The 20438-nt window shown below is 67.0% G+C and carries 17 protein-coding genes; 7 read left to right on the forward strand and 10 right to left on the reverse strand.

The genetic code is table 11. The features are described from left to right. Positions 1 to 113: 113 nt before the first annotated feature. The 4 genes from PV781_RS14950 (at position 114) to PV781_RS14965 (ending at position 4055) form a co-directional block, all read left to right on the forward strand. A complete protein-coding gene (locus PV781_RS14950; protein ID WP_274776422.1) occupies positions 114 to 2018 on the forward strand; it encodes an ABC transporter permease in 1905 nt (634 codons plus the stop codon). Beyond that, entirely contained in the window at positions 2015 to 2797 is a 783-nt protein-coding gene (locus tag PV781_RS14955; protein ID WP_274776423.1) for an ABC transporter ATP-binding protein, read from the forward strand. The genes PV781_RS14950 and PV781_RS14955 overlap by 4 nt, the downstream gene beginning before the upstream one ends. Then, positions 2794 to 3498 carry an ABC transporter ATP-binding protein gene (locus tag PV781_RS14960; protein ID WP_274776424.1) on the forward strand — a complete coding sequence of 235 codons (705 nt, stop codon included), beginning with the start codon at positions 2794 to 2796 and terminating at the stop codon, positions 3496 to 3498. Before PV781_RS14955 ends, PV781_RS14960 begins: the two co-directional genes overlap by 4 nt. 98 nt (positions 3499 to 3596) lie before the next feature. Further along, entirely contained in the window at positions 3597 to 4055 is a 459-nt protein-coding gene (locus tag PV781_RS14965; protein WP_274776425.1) for a MarR family winged helix-turn-helix transcriptional regulator, read from the forward strand. A 74-nt stretch (positions 4056 to 4129) separates the two neighbouring features. Here PV781_RS14965 and aptA read toward each other — a convergent pair whose 3' ends face one another. Continuing rightward, a complete protein-coding gene (aptA, locus tag PV781_RS14970; protein ID WP_274776426.1) occupies positions 4130 to 5482 on the reverse strand; it encodes an omega-aminotransferase AptA in 1353 nt (450 codons plus the stop codon). Between the two features lie 222 nt (positions 5483 to 5704). Here aptA and PV781_RS14975 point away from each other — a divergent pair, with 222 nt between their 5' ends. Next, positions 5705 to 7507: a tetratricopeptide repeat protein gene (locus tag PV781_RS14975; protein WP_274776427.1), complete on the forward strand. Its 1803-nt coding sequence runs from the start codon at positions 5705 to 5707 to the stop codon at positions 7505 to 7507. Between the two features lie 280 nt (positions 7508 to 7787). Here the strand turns inward: PV781_RS14975 and PV781_RS14980 are convergent, their stop codons facing one another. The 6 genes from PV781_RS14980 to PV781_RS15005 form a co-directional block, all read right to left on the reverse strand. Further along, on the reverse strand, positions 7788 to 8162 hold the full coding sequence (locus PV781_RS14980; protein ID WP_209102379.1) for an SUF system Fe-S cluster assembly protein: 375 nt from the start codon (positions 8160 to 8162) through the stop codon (positions 7788 to 7790). Next, positions 8159 to 9415: a cysteine desulfurase gene (locus tag PV781_RS14985; protein ID WP_274776428.1), complete on the reverse strand. Its 1257-nt coding sequence runs from the start codon at positions 9413 to 9415 to the stop codon at positions 8159 to 8161. The genes PV781_RS14980 and PV781_RS14985 overlap by 4 nt, the downstream gene beginning before the upstream one ends. A 232-nt stretch (positions 9416 to 9647) precedes the next feature. Continuing rightward, on the reverse strand, positions 9648 to 10988 hold the full coding sequence (gene sufD / locus PV781_RS14990) for a Fe-S cluster assembly protein SufD (RefSeq protein ID WP_274776429.1): 1341 nt from the start codon (positions 10986 to 10988) through the stop codon (positions 9648 to 9650). Between the two features lie 10 nt (positions 10989 to 10998). Then, complete coding sequence (sufC, locus tag PV781_RS14995; protein ID WP_274776430.1) at positions 10999 to 11754, reverse strand: Fe-S cluster assembly ATPase SufC; 756 nt, start codon at positions 11752 to 11754, stop codon at positions 10999 to 11001. Positions 11755 to 11871: 117 nt separating this feature from the next. Then, positions 11872 to 13341 carry a Fe-S cluster assembly protein SufB gene (sufB, locus tag PV781_RS15000; protein ID WP_274776431.1) on the reverse strand — a complete coding sequence of 490 codons (1470 nt, stop codon included), beginning with the start codon at positions 13339 to 13341 and terminating at the stop codon, positions 11872 to 11874. Between the two features lie 48 nt (positions 13342 to 13389). Then, positions 13390 to 14601, reverse strand: coding sequence for a cysteine desulfurase family protein (locus PV781_RS15005; RefSeq protein WP_274776432.1), 1212 nt, complete (start codon positions 14599 to 14601; stop codon positions 13390 to 13392). 334 nt (positions 14602 to 14935) lie between these two features. Here PV781_RS15005 and PV781_RS15010 point away from each other — a divergent pair, with 334 nt between their 5' ends. After that, complete coding sequence (locus tag PV781_RS15010) at positions 14936 to 15598, forward strand: alpha/beta hydrolase (RefSeq protein ID WP_274776433.1); 663 nt, start codon at positions 14936 to 14938, stop codon at positions 15596 to 15598. 109 nt (positions 15599 to 15707) lie between these two features. Here PV781_RS15010 and PV781_RS15015 read toward each other — a convergent pair whose 3' ends face one another. Then, positions 15708 to 17321, reverse strand: coding sequence for an APC family permease (locus tag PV781_RS15015; protein ID WP_274776434.1), 1614 nt, complete (start codon positions 17319 to 17321; stop codon positions 15708 to 15710). Between the two features lie 142 nt (positions 17322 to 17463). After that, a complete protein-coding gene (locus PV781_RS15020; protein ID WP_274776435.1) occupies positions 17464 to 18576 on the reverse strand; it encodes an anhydro-N-acetylmuramic acid kinase in 1113 nt (370 codons plus the stop codon). A gap of 86 nt (positions 18577 to 18662) precedes the next feature. Here PV781_RS15020 and tyrS point away from each other — a divergent pair, with 86 nt between their 5' ends. Beyond that, positions 18663 to 19907: a tyrosine--tRNA ligase gene (gene tyrS / locus PV781_RS15025; protein WP_274776436.1), complete on the forward strand. Its 1245-nt coding sequence runs from the start codon at positions 18663 to 18665 to the stop codon at positions 19905 to 19907. Between the two features lie 70 nt (positions 19908 to 19977). On the opposite strand, the gene PV781_RS15030 is transcribed toward tyrS, so the two are convergent. Continuing rightward, the gene (locus tag PV781_RS15030; RefSeq protein ID WP_209102403.1) at positions 19978 to 20376 is read right to left on the reverse strand and encodes a PRC-barrel domain-containing protein; all 399 of its coding nucleotides are present in this window, start codon (positions 20374 to 20376) and stop codon (positions 19978 to 19980) included. Positions 20377 to 20438 lie beyond the last annotated feature (62 nt).

Consider the following 20438-nt stretch of genomic DNA (forward strand, 5'->3'; position numbering starts at 1 on the left):
TGCCGGTCCCTGGCCTTTGTCTGATCGCCGGCCGGCTCTGTTGAAAATGGGCCCGGTCCATCGAGGGCGCGCTTTGCCCCACTGAACCTGACGTCTCAACGAAAGGCCATGCCGTGGATTTCATCGTCGTCCAGGCCCTGACAGGTCTTGCCAGCGCAGCTTCGCTGTTCCTGGTCGCCTCCGGCCTGTCGATCATCTTCGGCGTGACGCGGATCGTGAACTTCGCCCACGGCGCCTTCTACATGCTGGGGGCGTATCTCGCCTATACGCTCACCGAGCAACTGGCCGGAACCTGGGGCTTCTGGGGCGGCATCGTGATTGCCGCCTTCGTGATTGCGGTCCTGGGTGCCCTCCTGGAAATCGTGCTCTTGCGCCGCATCTACCGGGCGCCGGAACTCTTCCAATTGCTCGCCACCTTCGGCGTGACGCTGATGGTGCAGGACATCGTGATCCTGATCTGGGGCCCCGAGGACCTCATGGGACGCCGCGCCCCCGGCTTCCGGGGCGCGGTGGACATCATGGGCCAGATGGTGCCGGCCTATGACCTCCTGCTCATCGGGCTTGGCCCGGCCGTGCTGGGCCTCCTGTGGATCGTCTTCCACCGCACCCGCTGGGGCGTGCTGGTGCGCGCGGCGACCCAGGACCGCGACATGGTGGCGGCGCTGGGCGTCAACCAGAAATGGCTGTTCACCAGCGTGTTCGCCCTCGGCGTATTCCTGGCGGCGCTGGGTGGCGCCCTCCAGATCCCGCGCGATGCGGTCAACCATTCCATGGACTTGCGGATCATTGTCGACGTGTTCGTGGTGGTGGTGATCGGCGGCCTTGGCTCGGTCACCGGCGCCTTCATCGCAGCGGTTCTGGTGTCCGAGCTGAACGCCTTCGGCATTCTCATCTTCCCCAAGATCTCACTGGTGCTGGTGTTCCTGGTGATGGCGGTGGTGCTGGTGATCCGGCCCTACGGCCTTTTCGGCAAGCCGGAAGGCCCGCAGCGCTCGGCCATCGGCCTGTCCGTGCGCCCCTGGCGCCCCTTCTCCCAGGCGGAGCGCCTGGCGGTGGGCGCGGCGGTGCTGGTGGCCGCGAGCATGCCCTTCTTCCTCGGCAATTACGCACTGACCGTGGGCTCGGAGATCCTCATCTTCGTGCTCTTCGCCGCCAGCCTGCACTTCCTGATGACGGTGGGCGGTCTCGCTTCCTTCGGCCATGCGGCCTATTTCGGCCTCGGCGCCTATGGCGCCGCTTTCATGGTCAAGCTCATCGGCGCCCCCATGGAAGTGGCCCTCCTGGTCGGCCCGTTTCTCGGCCTCGTCGGGGCGGTGCTGTTCGGCTGGTTCTGTGTGCGCCTGTCGGGCGTCTATTTCGCCATGCTGACGCTGGCCTTCGCCCAGATCACCTGGTCCGTGGCGTTCCAGTGGGTGGAAGTCACCGGCGGCGATAATGGCATGCTCGGGATCTGGCCCGCCGGCTGGGCGTCCCGCCCCGCACCTTTCTTCTGGATGGTGCTGGCGGTGGTGACATTGGGCGTCGGCGTGCTGCGCCTCCTGGTCTTCTCCCCCTTCGGCTTCTCGCTGCGCGCGGCCCGCGACAATGCCCTGCGCAGCGAGGCGGTGGGGCTCGACCGCAACGGCACGCAATGGGTGGCCTTCATCGTGGCCGGCACCTTCGCGGGCATTGCCGGTGCCCTGTTCGCCTTCCTCAAGGGCTCCGTCTTCCCGGACAATTTGGCCATTCCCATCTCGGTGGATGGCCTGGTCATGGTGCTGCTCGGCGGCATTGAGACGGTGTCGGGGGGCGTGGTGGGGGCGCTCGTCTACAAGGCGCTCTCCATCTGGCTCATCAGCAAGACCGAATTGTCCAAGCTGGTGCTGGGCGGGGTGATCGTTCTGCTGGTGGTGGCCTTCCCGAAGGGGATCGTGGGCTTCCTCGAAGACCTGCGCCATCGCCGCCGACCGAAGGCACCGGACGGAACTGGTCCGCAGACTGCGCCCCTTGGCGCCCAAAAGGCGGAGGCGGCCCGATGACCCGTCTGTTGGAAGTGGAAAAGCTCGCCAAGTCCTATGGCGGCGTGCATGCGGTGCGCGGCGTCTCGTTCGGGCTTGAGGCGGGCGAGATCCTCGCCCTCATCGGCCCCAACGGCGCCGGCAAGAGCACCTGCTTCAACATGCTCAACGGCCAGATCCGCCCCAATGGTGGCGCCATCCGGCTCAAGGGCGAGAACATTGTCGGCCTGCCGCCGCGAGCCGTGTGGCGGCGGGGCGTCGGCCGCACCTTCCAGATCACCGCCACCTTCCCCTCCATGACGGTGCGGGAGAACGTGCAGGTGGCGCTTCTGTCCTTCCATAAGCGGGCCTGGTCGCCGCTCGGCTATGCGGGCGCGGCCCATCGGACCGAGGCCGACCGCTTGCTCGCCATGGTGGGCATGGAGGCCCAGGCGGACCGGCCGTGCGGGGAACTGGCCTATGGCGACCTGAAGCGCCTGGAACTGGCGGTGGCTCTCTCCAACGATCCCGGCCTCCTGCTCATGGACGAACCCACCGCTGGCATGGCGCCCAAGGAGCGCGTGGACCTCATGCGCCTCACCGCCGCCATCGCGCGGGAAAAATCCATCGGCGTGCTCTTCACCGAACACGACATGGACGTGGTGTTCGAGCATGCGGACCGGGTGATGGTGCTGAACCGGGGTGAACTGATTGCTGCCGGCACGCCTGCCGAGGTGCGCCAGGACCCCCAGGTGCGTGCCATCTATCTGGGCGAGGGCCTGCTCTATGACGCCCGCCACCGCGAGGGGAGCGCCGCATGAAGCTCGAAGTCTCCAGCCTTAACAGCCATTACGGCCCGGCCCATATCCTGTTCGACGTGACTTTCGAGGTGGGCGCGGGCGAAGTGGTGGCGCTGCTGGGCCGCAACGGCGCAGGAAAGAGCACCACGTTCCGCTCGGTGGTGGGGCTGGTCGCCGACCGCTCGGGCCAGATCCGCTTCGACGGCGCCGACATCTCCCGCTTGCCCACCTATGAGATCGCCCGCCGGGGACTGGGCTATGTGCCCGAGGACCGCCGCATCTTCACCGAGCTGACGGTGGAGGAGAATTTTGAAGTGGGCCGTCAGCCACCCCGCTCAGGGGTTGCCGCCTGGACGCCCGAGCGCATCTACAAGCTGTTCCCGAACCTCGGCGAGATGCGCCGCCGGCCGGGCGGCCATATGAGCGGGGGCGAGCAGCAGATGCTCACCATCGGGCGCACCCTCATGGGCAATCCGTCCCTCGTGCTTCTGGACGAGCCGTCGGAGGGCCTCGCCCCCAAGATCGTGGAGCAGATGGCGGATGCCATCCTGACCATGAAGCGCGACGGCATCAGCGTTGTGATTTCCGAGCAGAACCTTCATTTTGCCAAGCTGATCTCGGATCGCGCCTACATCATCGAGAAGGGGCGGATGCGCTTTTCCGGGACCATGGCGGAGCTGGAGGCCAATCCGGAAATTCGCGACGCCTATCTTGCAGTGTGAGGGAGGCCCTCACCATGACACGGACGCCTGGCGGCCGGAGCACTGAGATCCCGGGATCTCGGGGCTCGGACCCGGCGGCCCGAGAAAGAGGCCGGGGAGTGAGCACGAAGACAAAGGCGGGCGCGCGTCAAAGGGCACGCGGGGCTCCGCCCTACCAACTCGACGCCCAGGTGGGTTTTCTTCTCCGCCAGGTCTCCCAGCGGCACACCACCATTTTCGGCAGCCTGATCGGCGAGGACTTGACCCCCACCCAATGGGCGGCGCTGGCGAAGCTCCAGGAAAAGGGCCCAAGCTCCCAAAATCTCCTGGGCCGCCTGACCGCCATGGACGCCGCCACCATCAAGGGCGTGGTGGATCGTCTGGTGAAGCGGGGACTGGTGGAGACGCGTCCCGATCCCGAGGACGGCCGGCGGCTCGTGGCCGTCTTGACCTTGGCGGGCGAGCAGACCGTGGCGCGGGCGACCCCGAACGCCCTGGCCATCACCCAGGAAACGCTGTCGCCCCTGACGCCCGAAGAACAGGCCCTGTTTCTGGCCCTGCTGGAACGCCTGCGCTGACGCCACCTCGGACCGCTTGAAAACCAGAGGCCGGCGTGGGATCCACGCCGGCCCCTTTGCCTGACGCGCCGGCCTCAGGCCGTAGCGGTGATGGCGGCGCCCACCTTCTCGATCAGCTCGCCCACTTGCGCCTCGGAAATGATGAGGGGCGGGGTGAGCGCGATGGTGTCGCCGGTGGAGCGCACCATGATGCCCTGGTCGTGGAAGGCGGTCTCCAGCGTTGCATAACCGCGCAGCCCGGGCGTGCCCGCCTTGGGGGCGAGATCGATGCCGGCGGTGATGCCCACGGTACGGATGTCCACCACGCCCGGCTTCTCGCGCAGGCTCATGACCGCATCTGCCCACAAGGGCTCCAGGCGCTTGGCGCGGGCGAACAAATCCTCGCGGGCATAAAGGTCCAACGTCGCCAGAGAGGCGGCGCAGGCGAGCGGATGGGCAGAATAAGTGTAGCCGTGGAACATCTCGATGACGTGTTCCGGGCCCTTCATGAAGGCGTCGTGGATCTTGCCGCGCACGATGGCGCCTCCCATTGGCACAGCGCCGGCGGTCACCCCCTTGGCGAAGGTGATGATATCCGGCACCACCCCATAGCGCTCGGCGGCGAAGGCATGGCCGAGGCGCCCGAAGCCGGTGATGACCTCGTCGAAGATCAGCAGGATGCCGTGCTTGTCGCAGATCTCGCGCAGGCGCTTCAAATAGCCCTTGGGCGCGGGAATGACGCCCGTGGAGCCGGCCATGGGCTCCACAATCACCGCCGCGATGGTGGAGGCGTCGTGCAGGGCGACGATGCGCTCCAATTCGTCGGCAAAGTGCGCGCCATAGTCCGGCTCGCCCTTGGTGAAGGCCTGGTGGGCGCGGTCATAGGTGGTGGGCAGGTGGTCGACGCCCGTGAGCAAGGTGCCGAACGCCTTGCGGTTGGGCACGATGCCGCCCACTGAGATCCCGCCGAAGCCCACGCCGTGATAGCCGCGCTCACGGCCGATCAGGCGGGTGCGCGAGCCCTGACCGATCACATTCTGGTAAGCGAGCGCGATCTTCAGCGCGGTATCCACCGCCTCCGAGCCGGAATTGCAGAAGAAGACGTGGTCAAGGTCCGCCGGCGCCAGGGCTGCGATGCGGCTCGCCACCGTGAAGGCGGCGGGGTGGCCGAACTGGAAGGTGGGCGCGAAGTCCAACTCCGAGGCGGAGGCGCGGATGGCCTCGACGATCTCGGTGCGGTTGTGGCCGGGATTGGTGCACCAAAGGCCGGCGACGCCGTCCAGAATGGGTTTCCCCTCCGGCGTGTAATAGTGCATATCCTTGGCGCGGGCGATCAGTCGCGGACGCTTCTTGAAAGCCCGGTTTGCAGTGAACGGCATCCAGAAGGCTTCCAGATCGTTCGGCACGACACCCGTCACCACCCGGTCCGTCACGTCATCCAAAGCCATGATTATCTCCTTGCCGCCCTCAGGGCGGATTCCACCGGCCTCACAATCGCCGCGGTGGTGGAAGGCTATCAGGGCGCGGGACGGGAGGAAACACGTCACGCACAGCCGCCGGGGCCGGCCCGACGGACAGGCTCGAAAAACGCCGCGAATTGACTTAAGGTCAAGTGCCGCATCGGGGCCCCCGATCGTGGTGGCCCGCTCAGACAATGTGTGAAGAACAACGTGACGAATGCGTCCCTGAGTCCAGATCTGCCCGAGGACCAGAGCACCCCGCCTGACGAGGCGCGCGCGGCATTGGCGCGGGTGCTCGGCTCGGAAGAATTCGTCTCCTCCCCCCGTCTGGCGGATTTCCTGCGCTATGTGGTTGAGACCACGTTGGCGGGCCGGGCGGACGAGATCAAGGGCTACACCATTGCCGTTGAAGCCCTGGGGCGCCCGACCTCCTTCGATCCGCAGTCCGATCCCATTGTCAGGGTAGAGGCCACCCGCCTGCGCCGATCGCTGGAGCGCTATTATTCCGGCGCCGGTGCCGGAGATGGCATCGAGATCGTCATTCCCAAGGGGGCCTATGTCCCCCTTTTCCGCAATCGTGGGCAAAGGCCCGACCAATCGGAGGAAGCCGCGCCCCCGCCGGCCCTTGCGGAGACGCCGGCACCCCTTTTGCCGCGGCGCCGCCGCCTTTGGCCGATCCTGATCGGCGCGGGTGCCGCGCTCGCCGCGGCGGCGGTCGCTCTTCTCTCCCCCACCCTTGAGAGCGGGCCTTCCTCTTTTACCATCGCCTTCGGCAACCGCACCCTCAGCGCCGCCGATCTCGCGGACCGCATGGGCATGCCCATCCTAGAGGTTCGGCCCTTCGAACTGGCGGGCAACCCCGCCCCGCCGCCCGACGACATCCATGCGCTGGAAGCGCGCATGCGCGATGCCTTTGCCCGCTTCGACTTCGTCGACGTGGTCGCGCCCGGGGGCGAGGCCTCCGCCGGCGAATGCCGCGGCGCTCCCTCGCGCCCCGTCTTTTCACTGGGTGGCCTTGCCGAAGGCCATGACGACGGCACGCAGTCCCTCTTGCTGCGCCTCACGGACCGGTGCAGCGGCGTCATCGTCTGGTCCACCGAGATGGACGGGCTCAAGCGAAGCGCGGATCTGGAGCAGAAGGTGGTGCGCGACGTGGCGACCGCCTTGATGCAATTCCATGGCGTCCTCCCCACCCGGGCCCGCGCGCAGGCGAGGCTGGATGCGCCGGGGTCCGGCTTTGCCTGCATCGCGCAGACCTTTGGCGTGCTGAAGGGCGAAGACGGAGCCCAGCGCTCCGCAGCCCATGCCTGCATCGATCGCCTCGTTGCCCATGACAATGGCTATGGGGTGGTGCATTCCCTCAAGGCCCTGCTGCTGCTGAGCGAGGCGCGCGCCGAACCGGAGCGCGAACCCGATCCTGCTGTGCTCGCAGCCATCTCCCAGGAAGCGGATATGGGGGCGGACCTCGCCCCCACCAGCGCCTTTGCGGCTCGCATACTCGCCCAGTCCGCCTATCTGGAGGGCGATACAGAAACCGCACTCGTTGCGGCGGACAAGGCGCTCACCCTCAATCCGCTCGACTACGACACGATGGCCTCCATGGGGGCCATTCTCATTGGCCTCGGCCAGCCAGAGCGGGGGGAGGCCCTCATCCTGGCTGCCCGCGAACACGGGGCACCGCGCAGCACCACGCAGGACGCCTATCTGGCCATTGCCGCCTTCCTGACATCCGACACGCGGATGGCAGGAGCGGTGCTACCCCAGCTCAGCGGCAAGCCCGGCCTCGTCAGCCGCATCGCCCTCGCGCTGGCCCTGCGCACGCTCGGCCGCATGGAGGAGGAGCAGCAAGTGGTGGCGACCCTGGTGCGGGAGGCACCCGGCGGGTTTTCCGGCGTTCGGCGCGCCATCCGCAGCCTTCTGCCCGCCGGGCATACGGCGAACCGCGTTCTCGGGGAAATCGAGGCCGCAGCGCACCTGCAGGACGAGTTCAACGTCCACACCTCGCGCGGCTAGAGCCGGGTCCCATCACGTTGAAACGCATCGGAGGTTCAATGTGAGGGGTGGATCCTTTCCTATCCAATAGGCGAGAGGGCGATTCACTGACCGGATGGAACGGGAAGCGGTTCCATCCGGTCGGATCGGGTGCGGCCCGCCGAATGCTCCAACGACACCGCTTGCGCGGGCTACGCTCCACTCAAGACATGAGCCACCTCAGAACGCACGACGCCCGCCGCTGCGGCTGCAGGGCGGGCGTCGAAAACGTCAGGTCAGCCCCCGGCTCAGCCGGCGCGGGTCACCACAGATTGAGCGTGGCGCGGGCCTCTTCCGACATGCGGCCCTGGTCCCACGGCGGGTCGAAGGTGATGTCCACGGTGACGCCGGCGACGCCGGGCACGGTGTTCACCGCCCCTTCCACCATGCCGGGCAGTTCCGCCGCAGAGGGGCAATTGGGGGTGGTCAGGGTCATCTCCACGGCCACGGTGCGGTCGTCGGCGATGTCCACCTTGTAGATGAGGCCCAGCTCGTAGATGTCCACCGGGATCTCGGGATCGTAGACGGTCTTGAGCGCGCCGACGATGTCATCGGTCAGGCGCGTCAATTCCTCTTCCGGGATGCCGGACTGGAACTGCGGGACGTGGGGCGTTTCGTTGGTCAGCGTATCGGTCATGCGAACAAATCCTGCGCCTTCACGAGCGCCTCGGCAAGGCGATCCACGTCGGCACGCGTATTATAGAATGATAATGATGCGCGACAGGTGGCTGTCACCCCATATCGGGCGAGCAAGGGCTGGGCGCAATGGGTGCCGGCGCGCACCGCCACCCCATAGCGGTCCAGCACGGTGGCGACATCATGGGGATGGGCGCCCTTCAGCTCGAAGGAGAGGATGGCCCCCTTCCCCGCCGCCGTACCGAAGATGCGCACGGAATTGAGCGCGCCCAGCTTTTGGTGGGCATAATCGGACAGTTCCGCCTCATAGGCGGCGATGGCCGGGCGGCCGACCACTTCCATATAGTCCAGCGCCGCGCCGAGGCCGATGGCCTGCACGATGGGCGGGGTGCCGGCCTCGAAGCGGTGGGGCGGGGCGGCATAGGTGACGCGGTCCTCGCTCACCTCGCGGATCATCTCGCCGCCACCCTCATAGGGCGCCATTTCGGCCAGCAGCTCCCGCTTGCCATAGAGCGCGCCGATGCCGGTGGGCCCATAGAGCTTGTGGCCGGTGACCACGTAGAAATCCACGTCCAGGTCCCGCACGTCCACCGGCATGTGGACCGCGCCCTGGCAGCCATCCACCAGCACCTTGGCGCCCACCGCATGGGCGGCGCGCACGATCTCCTTCACCGGGGTCACCGTGCCCAGCACGTTGGACATCTGGGTGATGGCGACGATGCGGGTGCGCGGGGAGAGCAGCGCCTTGAAGGCCTCGAGGTCGAAGCTGCCATCCTCCTGCACCGGCGCCCAGCGGATCACCGCACCCTTGCGCTCCCGCAGGAAGTGCCAGGGCACGATATTGGAATGGTGCTCCATGATGGACAGGATGATCTCGTCTCCCGGCCCGATCTCCTGCCCCAGGCTGGAGGCGACGAGATTGATGGCGCCGGTGCCCGAGCGGGTGAAGATGATCTCGTCGGGGGAGGCCGCGTTCAGGAACACCCGCACGCTCTCGCGCGCCGCCTCGAAGGCCTCGGTGGCGGCATTGGCGAGATAGTGCAGGCCGCGATGAACGTTGGAATATTCGCTCTCATAGGCCTGCCGCATGCGGTCCAGCACCTGGCGGGGCTTCTGGGCCGAGGCGGCATTGTCCAGATAGGTGAGCGGATGGCCGTTCACCACGAGGGAGAGGGCGGGAAAATCGGCACGCACCGCCTCCACGTCGAAGGGACGGGTGGCGGGCGGGGCGGCGGACAAAGAGGCGTGGGTCATGGATTGATCATCCAACCATCTGAGTGACCGTCATGCCCGGGCTTGTCCCGGGCATCCACGGCTGTCCCTTAGAGGGCGGTCATCAAGCGAGCGCTCCGCCCACCCTCGATTGCGGTGAGAGACGGATCCCCCGCTCGTGTTGGACCGCCATGCGCCCCAACAGGCTGGACTCCGTCCCCGGCGGCGCCTCATGGATGGCCGGGCCAAGCCCGGCCATGACGCGCCCGCGTCTTCAGCCGGCGCGCTTCTTCAACCAGGTGACGGCGCGGGTCATGAGGGCCTCGCGCAATTCGTCATGCTCCACGAACTCGATGGCCTCGCCCACGAAGGCCTGGATCAGCAGCGCCTCCGCTTCCTTGGCGGGGATGCCGCGCGCCATGAGATAGAAGAGCAGGTCCTCGTTGATGGCGCCGGCGGTGGCGCCGTGGCCGCACTGGACGTCGTCGGCGAAGATTTCCAGCTCCGGCTTGTTGTCCATCTCCGCCGCCTCGCCCAGCAGCAGCGACTGGCTCATCATGCGCCCGTCGGTCTTCTGCGCCTCGCGATGGACGATGATCTTGCCCTGGAACACGCCCTTGGCCTCGTCCGCGAGCACGGTCTTGAACAATTCCCGGCTCTCGCAATGGGGCACCACATGGTCGAGCAGCAGGGTAATGTCCGCATGCTGCCGGCCGCGCGCCAGGGTGGCCCCGCGCAGCGCGCCCTCCGTATGGGCGCCGGCGAAGCGGCCATAGACGGACAGGCGAGAGGCCGCCGCGCCCGAGGTGAGCGCGAAGGAATGGAACTTCGCGTCCTTGCCCAGATGGGTCAGGAAGGTGCCCAGATGCAGGGCGGCATCGCCCTCCTCCTGCACCCGCACATAGTCGACGTGGGTGTGATCGCCCACGAACAGCTCGATGGCGTCATTGGTCACATAGGCCCGGCCATCGAGGCCCTGGAAGCTCTCCACCAGCGTCAGCTTTGCGCCGTCAGCCACATCCACCAGGCGGCGGGAGAACAGGGTGGCCGGCTCGTCGCCGGTGAAGATGTGAGCGACGTGAAGGGGACGCTCGATCTTCGCGCCCTCGGCCACATGGATCACCAGCCCCTCGCCCAGATAGGCGGTGTTGAGGGCATAGGGACCGTCATAGCGCTCGGGCGCGAGCATGCCGAGCCTTTCAACAGCGCCCCGGCCACCGGCCAGCGCGCTGGCGAGCGGCAGCACCGAGAGGCCGGCCTCCAGGCCGTGCAGGTCCGAATGGGCGCGAGAGAGCACACCGTTCACGAACAGGATGCGGCGGGCGCCGGGGATGGACAGCGCCCGGAACGAGCCTTCGGCCGCATCGGCATCGGACAGCGCCCCGGCGGGGGTTGGCGCGGTGCGCAGCAGGGCGCGCAGATCCGTGTATTTCCACTCCTCCACCCGGCGGTGGGGCAGGCCGAAGCGGGCAAAAGCGTCGGCGCCGGATCGGCGCAGCTCGCTGATGCGGGCGCCGAGCGGACCTTCCACCGGATCGGAGACGAGGCGGGCATCGAGAAAGCCCTTCAGGGCCTCCTCGGCCGCGGTGCGCGGCGGCTGGTTCTGGATGTTCATCGACCGATCCTCACGCCGCGTCCTGGCCATAGGCCGCATAGCCGGAGGCTTCCAGCTCCAGCGCCAGCTCCTTGCCACCGGAGCGCACGATGCGGCCCTTGTGCATCACATGCACCACGTCGGGCACGATGTGGTTCAGCAGGCGCTGATAGTGGGTGATGACCACCATGCCCCGGTCGCGGCCGCGCAGAGCGTTCACGCCCTCGGCCACCACTTTCAGCGCGTCGATGTCGAGGCCGGAATCGGTCTCGTCGAGGATGCAGAGCTTGGGCTCCAGCAGCGTCATCTGGAGGATTTCGTTGCGCTTCTTCTCGCCGCCCGAAAAGCCTACATTGACGCCGCGCCGCAGCATCTCCTGGGAGATGCCAAGCGGCGCCGCCTTCTGCTTGACCAAGCGCAGGAAGTCGGGCGTGGAGATTTCCTCCTCGCCGCGCGCCTTGCGCTGGGCGTTCAGCGCCGTGCGCAGGAAGGTCATGTTGGCGACGCCGGGGATCTCGATGGGATACTGAAAGGCCAGGAACAGGCCGGCGGCGGCGCGGGCGTCCGGCTCCATCTCCAGCAGGTTCTGCCCGTCGAGCAGCGCCTCGCCGTCGGTGACCTCATAGTCTTCCTTGCCGGCGAGCACATAGGACAGGGTCGACTTGCCAGAGCCGTTCGGCCCCATGATCGCGTGCACCTCACCTGGGTTCACGGTGAGGTCGAGGCCGCGCAGGATGTCGTTGTCCTCGATGCGGGCGTGCAGGTTCTTGATTTCGAGCAGAGCCATGGTCGTGTCCGTTTCGTTGGCGCTGCCGCCGGCCGCGGCGCCCTGACATGGGGCCGCGCGGGGCGCGCGATCACAAGGGATGCGGCCGGACACCCCGGCCGCGAAGAGCATCGGGCCTCAGCCCACCGAGCCTTCCAGGCTCACCGCGATGAGCTTCTGGGCCTCCACGGCGAACTCCATGGGCAATTGCTGGAGCACGTCCTTGACGAAGCCGTTGACGATCAGCGCCACCGCCTCCTCCTCGGAGAGGCCGCGCTGGAGGCAATAGAACATCTGGTCCTCGGAGATTTTCGAGGTCGTCGCCTCGTGCTCGAAGACGGCGCTGGAATTCTTCGCCTCGATATAGGGCACCGTGTGCGCGCCGCAGCGGTCGCCGATCAGCAGCGAATCGCAATTGGTGAAGTTGCGCGCATTGGTGGCCTTGCGGTGGGCGGTCACCTGGCCGCGATAGGTGTTGTCCGAATGGCCGGCGGCGATGCCCTTGGAGATGATGCGGCTCGACGTGTTCTTGCCGAGGTGGATCATCTTGGTGCCGGAATCCACCTGCTGGTAGCCATTGGAAATGGCGATGGAATAGAACTCGCCCTGGCTGCCGTCGCCGCGCAGGATGCAGCTCGGGTACTTCCAGGTGATGGACGAGCCGGTTTCCACCTGCGTCCAGGAGATCTTGGAATTGGCGCCGCGGCAATCGCCCCGCTTGGTGACGAAATTGTAGATGCCGCCCTTGCCGTCCTTGTCGCCGGGATACCAGTTCTGGACGGTGGAATATTTGATCTCCGCATCCTTGAGCGCCACCAGTTCCACCACGGCGGCGTGGAGCTGGTTCTCGTCGCGCTGGGGCGCGGTGCAGCCTTCCAGATAGCTAACATAGGCGCCCTCGTCGGCAATGATGAGGGTGCGCTCGAACTGGCCCGTATTGCGCTCATTGATGCGGAAATAGGTCGACAACTCCATGGGGCAGCGCACGCCCTTGGGGATGTAGACGAAGGAGCCGTCCGAGAAGACCGCCGTGTTGAGCGTGGCGTAGAAATTGTCCGAGACAGGCACCACCGAACCCAGATACTGCTTCACCAGGTCGGGATGCTCGCGGATGGCTTCCGAGATGGAGCAGAAGATGACGCCGGCCTTGGCCAGCTCCGCCTTGAAGGTGGTGGCCACCGACACGCTGTCGAATACCGCGTCCACCGCCACCTTGGGCGCGCCGCTCTCGATGCCCAGCAGCGCCTCGCGCTCGCGCAGCGGGATGCCCAGCTTGTCATAGGTGGCAAGGATCTCGGGATCGATCTCGTCCAGGGACTTGGGCTTCGCCTTGGGGGCGGAATAATAGTAATAGTCCTGGAAATCGATCTTGGGATAGCTGACCCGGGCCCAGGTGGGTTCCTCCATGGTCAGCCACCGGCGGAAGGCGTCGAGGCGCCATTCCAGCATCCATTCCGGCTCGTTCTTCTTGGCCGAGATGTAGCGGACGGTGTCCTCCGACAGGCCCTTGGGGGCCTTCTCGCTCTCGATATCGGTGACGAACCCATACTTGTACTGATCGACGTCGATCGACTTTGCGAGGTCGATCGTCTCCTGGACCGCAGGCATCTTCCTGTCTCCTCTCCCGCGCGGGTTCAAGGCCCGCGGGTCAAGTCCTCATGCCACCCGTGCCGGGCGACTGCTCAAACGCGGCACCGCGCGGCCAAGAGCCGCCAGCGCCAGATCCACATCCTCTTCCCCGCTCGACCAGCCGAGCGAAAACCGTATGGCGCCCGCCGTCGCCTCCGGCCCGAGGCCGGAGGCCGCCCCCATGGCCGCGAGCACATGCGAGGGACCGACCTTGCCCGAGGAGCAGGCAGACCCGGCGCTCACGCGGACATGGGCGAGATCGAGCGCGATCACCAGGGTTTCGGCCTTGAGGCCCGGAAACACCGCACAGACCGTATTGGGCAGGCGCGCCGCACCCGCCCCCGCGATCCACGCGTCCTGGAGCCGTTCCACAATCCCCGTTTCGAGGCGGCGGCGCAAGCCCGTCAGGCGCATGGCCTCTGCGCTCAGATGGGCCGCCGCGTCGGCGGCAGCAGCGCCGAAGCCGACCATGGACGGCACATTCTGCGTGCCGCCCCGTCGGCCCCGCTCCTGGCCCCCGCCCGCCATCAAGGGCACGCGGGCTCGGCTGTCGGGATGGGCGGCCACCAGGGCACCCGCCCCCTGCGGCCCGCCCAGTTTGTGGGCGGACAGCGTGACGAAATCCGCCTGCAAGGCGGCGCAAGTGGTCTCCACCCGCCCGGCGGCCTGGACCGCATCACAATGGACGACGCCACCGACCGCGTGCACCCGCTCTGCCGCCTCCGCCACCGGCTGGAGGACACCCGTCTCGTTATTGGCGGCCATGAGCGAGAGGTAGGGGCGAAGACCCATGGCGGCAAGGGCGGCGAGCCGGTTTTCGAGGACTTTGAGGTCGATTACGCCCGCCTCGTCCACAGGGATCACCTCGACCTTGTCGACCGGGAAACGGTGACCCGACAGGACGCAGGGATGCTCCACGGCGGAGACGAGGAGCACATCGCAGGTCACTGGCCGGCCGGCAATCTCCAGATCGGGGTGAAGGATGGCGCAAGCCGCCTCGGTAGCCCCCGACGTGAAGGTCACGCCGCGCGGATCCACATCCAGGAGCCCCGCCACCTGCCCTCGCGCCCGCTCGAGACGCGCGCGCGCGGCGCGCCCGTCCGCATGCACGGACGAGGCATTGCCGCCCGCCTCCAGCGCCTCAAGAAAGGCCGCTCGGGCGGCGGGACGCAGGGGGGAGGTCGCGTTGTGGTCGAGATAGGCGACCGTGCGTGGGGAGGTGAGGGAGGCGGCGCTCATGCCGCGCCCCTTAGCTTGAAGATTATGAGAGGCATAGAGGCTGGCGCGCGGACACAGGTCTGCGCGTGCGAGAAGGAGCCATCCTTCCGCCCGAGCCAAGGCTTGCAATTGCGCCCGATCTCGGTCATACCTCAAACTTCATCCGATCCTGCCTTGCCGCGAGACCACTCTCGCACGCCCGGCTGGGATAAATTAGAATTATTCTAAATAGATAGGGTGGCGTCCGGGCTGAGTCAAGACGTCGAGCACTGACGTCCGAGCGGGACGCGCGATTCCGGGGCACCCGGAAACGAGATCCCCGACTTCGCCGCGCCCCCCAGAGGTTGCGGACTCCATGCCAGAAGTCATCTTCACCGGCGAGAAGGGGCGGCTCGAAGGTCGCTATCAGCCCGCAAAGACGCGCAATTCCCCCATCGCCATCATTCTTCATCCCCACCCCCAGTTCGGGGGGACGATGAACAACCCGCTCGTCTACAATCTGTACTACCAGTTCGTGAACCGCGGCTTCTCGGTGCTGCGCTTCAATTTCCGTGGGGTCGGCCGCAGCCAGGGCTCGTTCGACCACGGCACGGGCGAACTCTCGGACGCCGCCGCGGCGCTCGACTGGGCGCAATCGGTCAATCCCGATGCGCGCGCCTGCTGGATCGCCGGCGTCTCCTTCGGCGCCTGGATCGGCATGCAGTTGCTGATGCGCCGTCCCGAGGTGGAAGGCTTCATCTCGGTGGCCGCCCCGGCGAGCCTCTATGACTTCTCCTTCCTCGCCCCCTGCCCCTCGTCCGGCCTGTTTGTGCATGGCGACAAGGATGCGGTGGTCCCCACCTCGGCGGTGGCGACCCTGGTGGACAAGCTGAAAACCCAGAAGGGCATCGTCATCGAGCAGCAGATCGTGCCCGGCGCCAACCACTTCTTCGACGGCAAGAATGACGAGCTGATGAGCGTGGTGGGCACCTATCTCGACAAGCGCCTGCCCGGCACGCGCAAGGACAGCGCGGCCTGAGCCTGACCCGGCGCCTTGCGGCGCCGCGTGCGAGACATCTGAAGCGCCCGGCCCTCGGCCGGGCGCTTTGCGTTTCAGCTCCCTTTTTGCGGTCCGGACCCGTCTCGCCTCAGTGCTTGTGGCGCAAGGCGCTTTCCGCGCGCACCACGCCATGATCGCCGATCTGTGCCTCCGCCAGCACCTCGTCGGAGACATAGGCCCGGAACTTCGCCTCGCTCAGGCGGCAGCGCACCGCGTGGTAGAAGACGCCGATGGAGAGCAGCACCACCAGGAGAGTATCAAGGCCGTGGGTGAGGACCCCCATGCCGCCGAATGTGCTCAGTCCCGAAATGGCGCCCATGCCAACGAAATAGGGCCCGAGCCAGGCCGCCTCCGCAAGGTCCGTCGTACCCTTGATGTGCCGTACCCCATAGGTGAAGAACAGCACCGCACCCGCCGCCAGGCACAGGCCGAGGCGCCACACGGTGCTCCAGCCCGCCCACAGGATGATGAGACCGCACACCACGAAGGCGGCGCAGGCCAGCACCTTCACTGCCGGTAGCACGATGGGCCGGCGCGCCGTGGGCAGGATATAGCGCAGCGCCACCACCCCCACCGGGCCGACGATGAAGGACAGCATGATGGCGGATTCGTTCAGCTTCACCACCTCCTCGAAGGGCAGGAGGATGAAGGTGAAGACCGCCACGGCAAGGTTCATGAACAGGGCGGTCAACGGCACGCCCCGGTCCGACAAGGTGGCGATGAGGCGCGGGAAGAGGCCGTTTTCGGCGAGGGCGAAGCTGATGCGGGCGCACGAGCCGGTCGCCACCAGCGCGCCGCCCATGGGACCGACCACCGCGCCCACGTTCAACAGGCTCACCAGCCACATGAGACCTAGCGCGCTCGCCACCGCGCCCAGCGGGCCATAGTCGGAGGACAGCTTCAGCGACCCCCAGCCATTCACCAGCTCCTCCGGCTTCAGGGCGCCGATGAAGGCCAGTTGCAGCCCGCCATAGATCAGGAAGCAGATGAAGACCGAGAGGATCAGGGCGGTCGGGATGGTGAAGCCGGGATTGCGCACCTCGCCGGCCATGTCCACCGCATGGCGGAAGCCGATATAGGAGAAGATGACGCCGCCGGACGACACCGCGCTCATCACCCCCGCCCACTGGAATGGCGCGAAACCCCCATGGTCGGTGAAGTTGGAGACCTCAAACCGGGTCGCCAGCAACATCACCACCAGGATCAGCGGGATGGCGATCTTGGCCCAGGTGATGGAGCTGTTCACATAGGCGAAGAACTTCACACCGATGGCGTTGATGACCACGAACACCGCCAGCAGCGTCATGGAGATGGCGATGCCGGTCCAGGACAAATCGGTGCCGGGGCCGGCCACATAAAGCCAGTTGGCGTGCGGCCCCACATAGCGCAGCATGGCCTCCACCTCGATGGGGGCCTGCGTGGTATAGCCCACCCAGCCGCTCCAGCCCATCATGGTGCAGACGAAATTGCCGTGGCTGAACAAGGGCACGCGGGCCACGCCGCCAGGCACCGGCAGCATGGCGGAGATTTCCGCGAAGGTGAGCGCCAGCAGCAGCATGGCGACGCCGCCGATGATCCAGGCGATCAGCGCGGCCGGACCCGCATGCTGGGCAGCAAGCAGCGGCGCGAACAGCCAGCCCGAGCCGATGATGCCGCTGACCGCGACGAACGTCAGGCCCACGAGCCCGATGTCACGGTGCATCTTGTGGGATCCGTGCGCTTCCATATTCCCCCCGCTGGGCCTTTTTCGTCACCCTGACGGATCGCCCGCTTTTCCCCCGCTGGCGGCCCCTCCGGGAGGTAGTCTAGCGCAACCATTTAGCCGCGCATCCCCCCGGCGGCGGTCAATCCGCTTGAAAAATCAAGCCGCCCGTGAGGGGGGCCGAGACCCCCGTTGTGGTGGGAAAGGTCAAGGGCAGGCCTCGCAGCGCGCGCACCGCCAGATACCCGAAGGCATGGGCTTCCAGGGCATCCGCCGACCAGCCCACCGCCTCCGCCGGTCGTACGGGGCGGTGGAGGCGCCCCTCCAACTGTCCCAGCAGCACGGGATTGCGCGCCCCGCCCCCGCCGACGATCCACATCTCAGGCGGGCGCGGCAGGAGGGGGACCAGTGCCGCCACCGCCGCGGCGGTGAGCGCGGTCAGCAGCAGAGCCCCATCCGCCGTGCTGCGGCCGGAAAGGCCGGCGCGATCCGCCACGAAGGCGCGGAAATCGTTCCGATCCAGAGACTTGGGCGGCGGAGCGGTGAAGAAGGGATGGCGGAGGAGATCGGCCAGAGCCGCCTCGTCCAGCCTGCCGGATGCGGCGATGCGGCCGCCCTCGTCAAACGGCAGACCGGTGCGGGCAAAAACGAAATCATCGATCAGCGCATTGCCGGGGCCGGTGTCGCAAGCAATGGGATCGGCCTTGCCGTCGAGCCAGGTGACATTGGCCACGCCCCCCACATTGAGCACCGCCACCGGACCGGGAAGGTTGAGGCTGGCCACCAGCGCCTGGTGAAAGACCGGCACCAAAGGGGCGCCCTGCCCGCCCGCCGCCACGTCGGCGGCCCGGAAATCGGCCACCACCCGAGTGCCGAGGAGCCGCGCGAGGCGCGCACCCTCCCCGATCTGCACGGTAAGCCCCGCCTCAGGGCGATGGAAGACGGTCTGGCCGTGAAAGCCCACCACGTCGAGGTCGGAGGGGGACAGGCGCAGCGGGGTGAGAAGCGCATGCACCGCCTGCGCATGAAGGTCCGTGATCCGCCGTTCCGCCGCCGCGAGCGCGCCCGGCCGGCCGTCCCGGCTGTTCAACCCGCGTGCGTCCTCCAGCGCCGCGCGCAGGAGCGCCCGGTCGTCCTCCCCATAGGGCAAAGTGAGGGACGGCCCGAGCCAGTGCACCCCCTCTCCGTCCGTGTCGATGAGGGCGGCGTCGATGCCGTCCATGGACGTGCCGCTCATCAGCCCCAAAGCCCGCATGACAGCTCCCCCGGCACGACCGATGCATTTATCGGCAAACCCTGTTAAAGGAGCCCCCTTTCCGAAGCCTTTTCGCACGGGCCCCCATGACTGGTTTTCGCTCCGACTTCATGCGCACCCTCGAGGCGCGCGGCTATATCCACCAGTGCTCCGACGCCGAGCGCCTGGATGCCAAGGCGTGCGAAGGGCCCATCACCGCCTATATCGGCTTCGATGCCACCGCCTCCAGCCTCCATGCCGGGCACCTGTTGTCCATCATGATGCTGCGCACGCTCCAGCGCACCGGGCACACCCCCATCGCGCTCATGGGCGGCGGCACCACCAAGATCGGCGACCCGTCCGGCAAGGACGAGGCGCGCAAGATGCTCACGGACGAGCAGATCAATTCCAACATCGCCTCCATCCGCCGCGTCTTCTCCCGCTTCCTGGACTTCGATGCCGGGGCGATCATGGAGAACAATGCCAACTGGCTGGACGAGCTGAAATATATCCCGCTGCTGCGGGAGGTGGGGCCGCACTTCACCATCAACCGCATGCTGACCTTCGATTCGGTCAAGCTGCGGCTGGAGCGCGAGCAGCCGCTCACCTTCCTCGAATTCAACTACATGATCCTGCAGGCCTACGACTTCGTGGAGCTCAACAAGCGCCATGGCTGCGTGCTTCAGATGGGCGGCTCCGACCAGTGGGGCAACATCGTCAACGGCATGGAACTGGGCCGGCGCATGCACGGCGCCGACCTGTTCGCGCTGACGACGCCGCTTTTGACCACCTCCTCGGGCGCCAAGATGGGCAAGACGGCGGGCGGCGCCGTGTGGCTGGATAGCGACCTGCTGCCGGCGTTCGAATATTGGCAATATTTCCGCAATACCGGCGATGCGGACGTGGTGCGTTTCCTGAAGCTCTTCACCGAGCTGCCGCTGGACGAGATCGCCCGGCTCGGCGCGCTGGAAGGCCAGGAGATCAATGTGGCGAAGGAAATCCTCGCCACCGAGGCCACCGCCCTTCTGCATGGCCGCCAGGCTGCCGAGGACGCCCGCGCCACCGCCCGCGCCACCTTCGAGGAAGGCGCTTTGGCGGTGAACCTGCCCACCATCGAAGTCCCCGCCGCGACCCTGGAGGTGGGCCTGCCGGTGGCCACCGCATTCGTGACCGCAGGCCTCGTCGCCTCCACCTCGGAAGCCCGCCGGCAGATCAAGGGCGGCGGCCTGAAGGTGAATGATGCGGGCGTCGCCGACGAAAAGGCCGTCCTCACGCCGCGTGACCTCACCCCCGAGGGACTGCTGAAGCTCTCGCTGGGAAAGAAGCGGCATGTGCTGCTGAAGCCGGTGTGACGCAAGAAACCGCCCGGCTTAACGCCGGGCGGTTCCGTTTTCAGGGGTTGCTCGGGACGAGGGCGCCCGGTCAGCGCTTCCAGCGGCCCTCATACTTGAATTCGGGGGCGGCCTTGAGGGCGTCGCGGGTGGTGTTCATCACCGCCGTCCATTTGGCGTCCTTGTCCGAATAGGCGATCTTGATGGCATTGGGGCGCACGATCACATAGCGCTCGCCGATGCCGAGGAAGCCGCCCACGGAGAGGATGTAGCCGGCCAGCTCGCCCTGAGAGAGGATGAGATCCTTGATCTCGCCCACACTCTCGTTCTGGCCGTTCACCACGTTCAGGCCGATGAGGTTGTAGCTGAGCACGTCGGTGGGACGAGCGGCGGTGAAGGTCTCGGTGGCGACCGCATTCTGCGCCATGGCGCCCGCCTGGGGCACGATCAGGGCGGCAGCGGTGGCGAACGCGATCAAGGTCGTCTTCATGGGAAAATCATCTCCTGCCGAGGCGCGCGAAGCCGTTCGGGCAGCGGTCACCCGCCCGGGAC

Origin of the sequence: Aquabacter sediminis, from assembly GCF_028863665.1 — a bacterium.
Lineage (GTDB): Bacteria > Pseudomonadota > Alphaproteobacteria > Rhizobiales > Xanthobacteraceae > L1I39.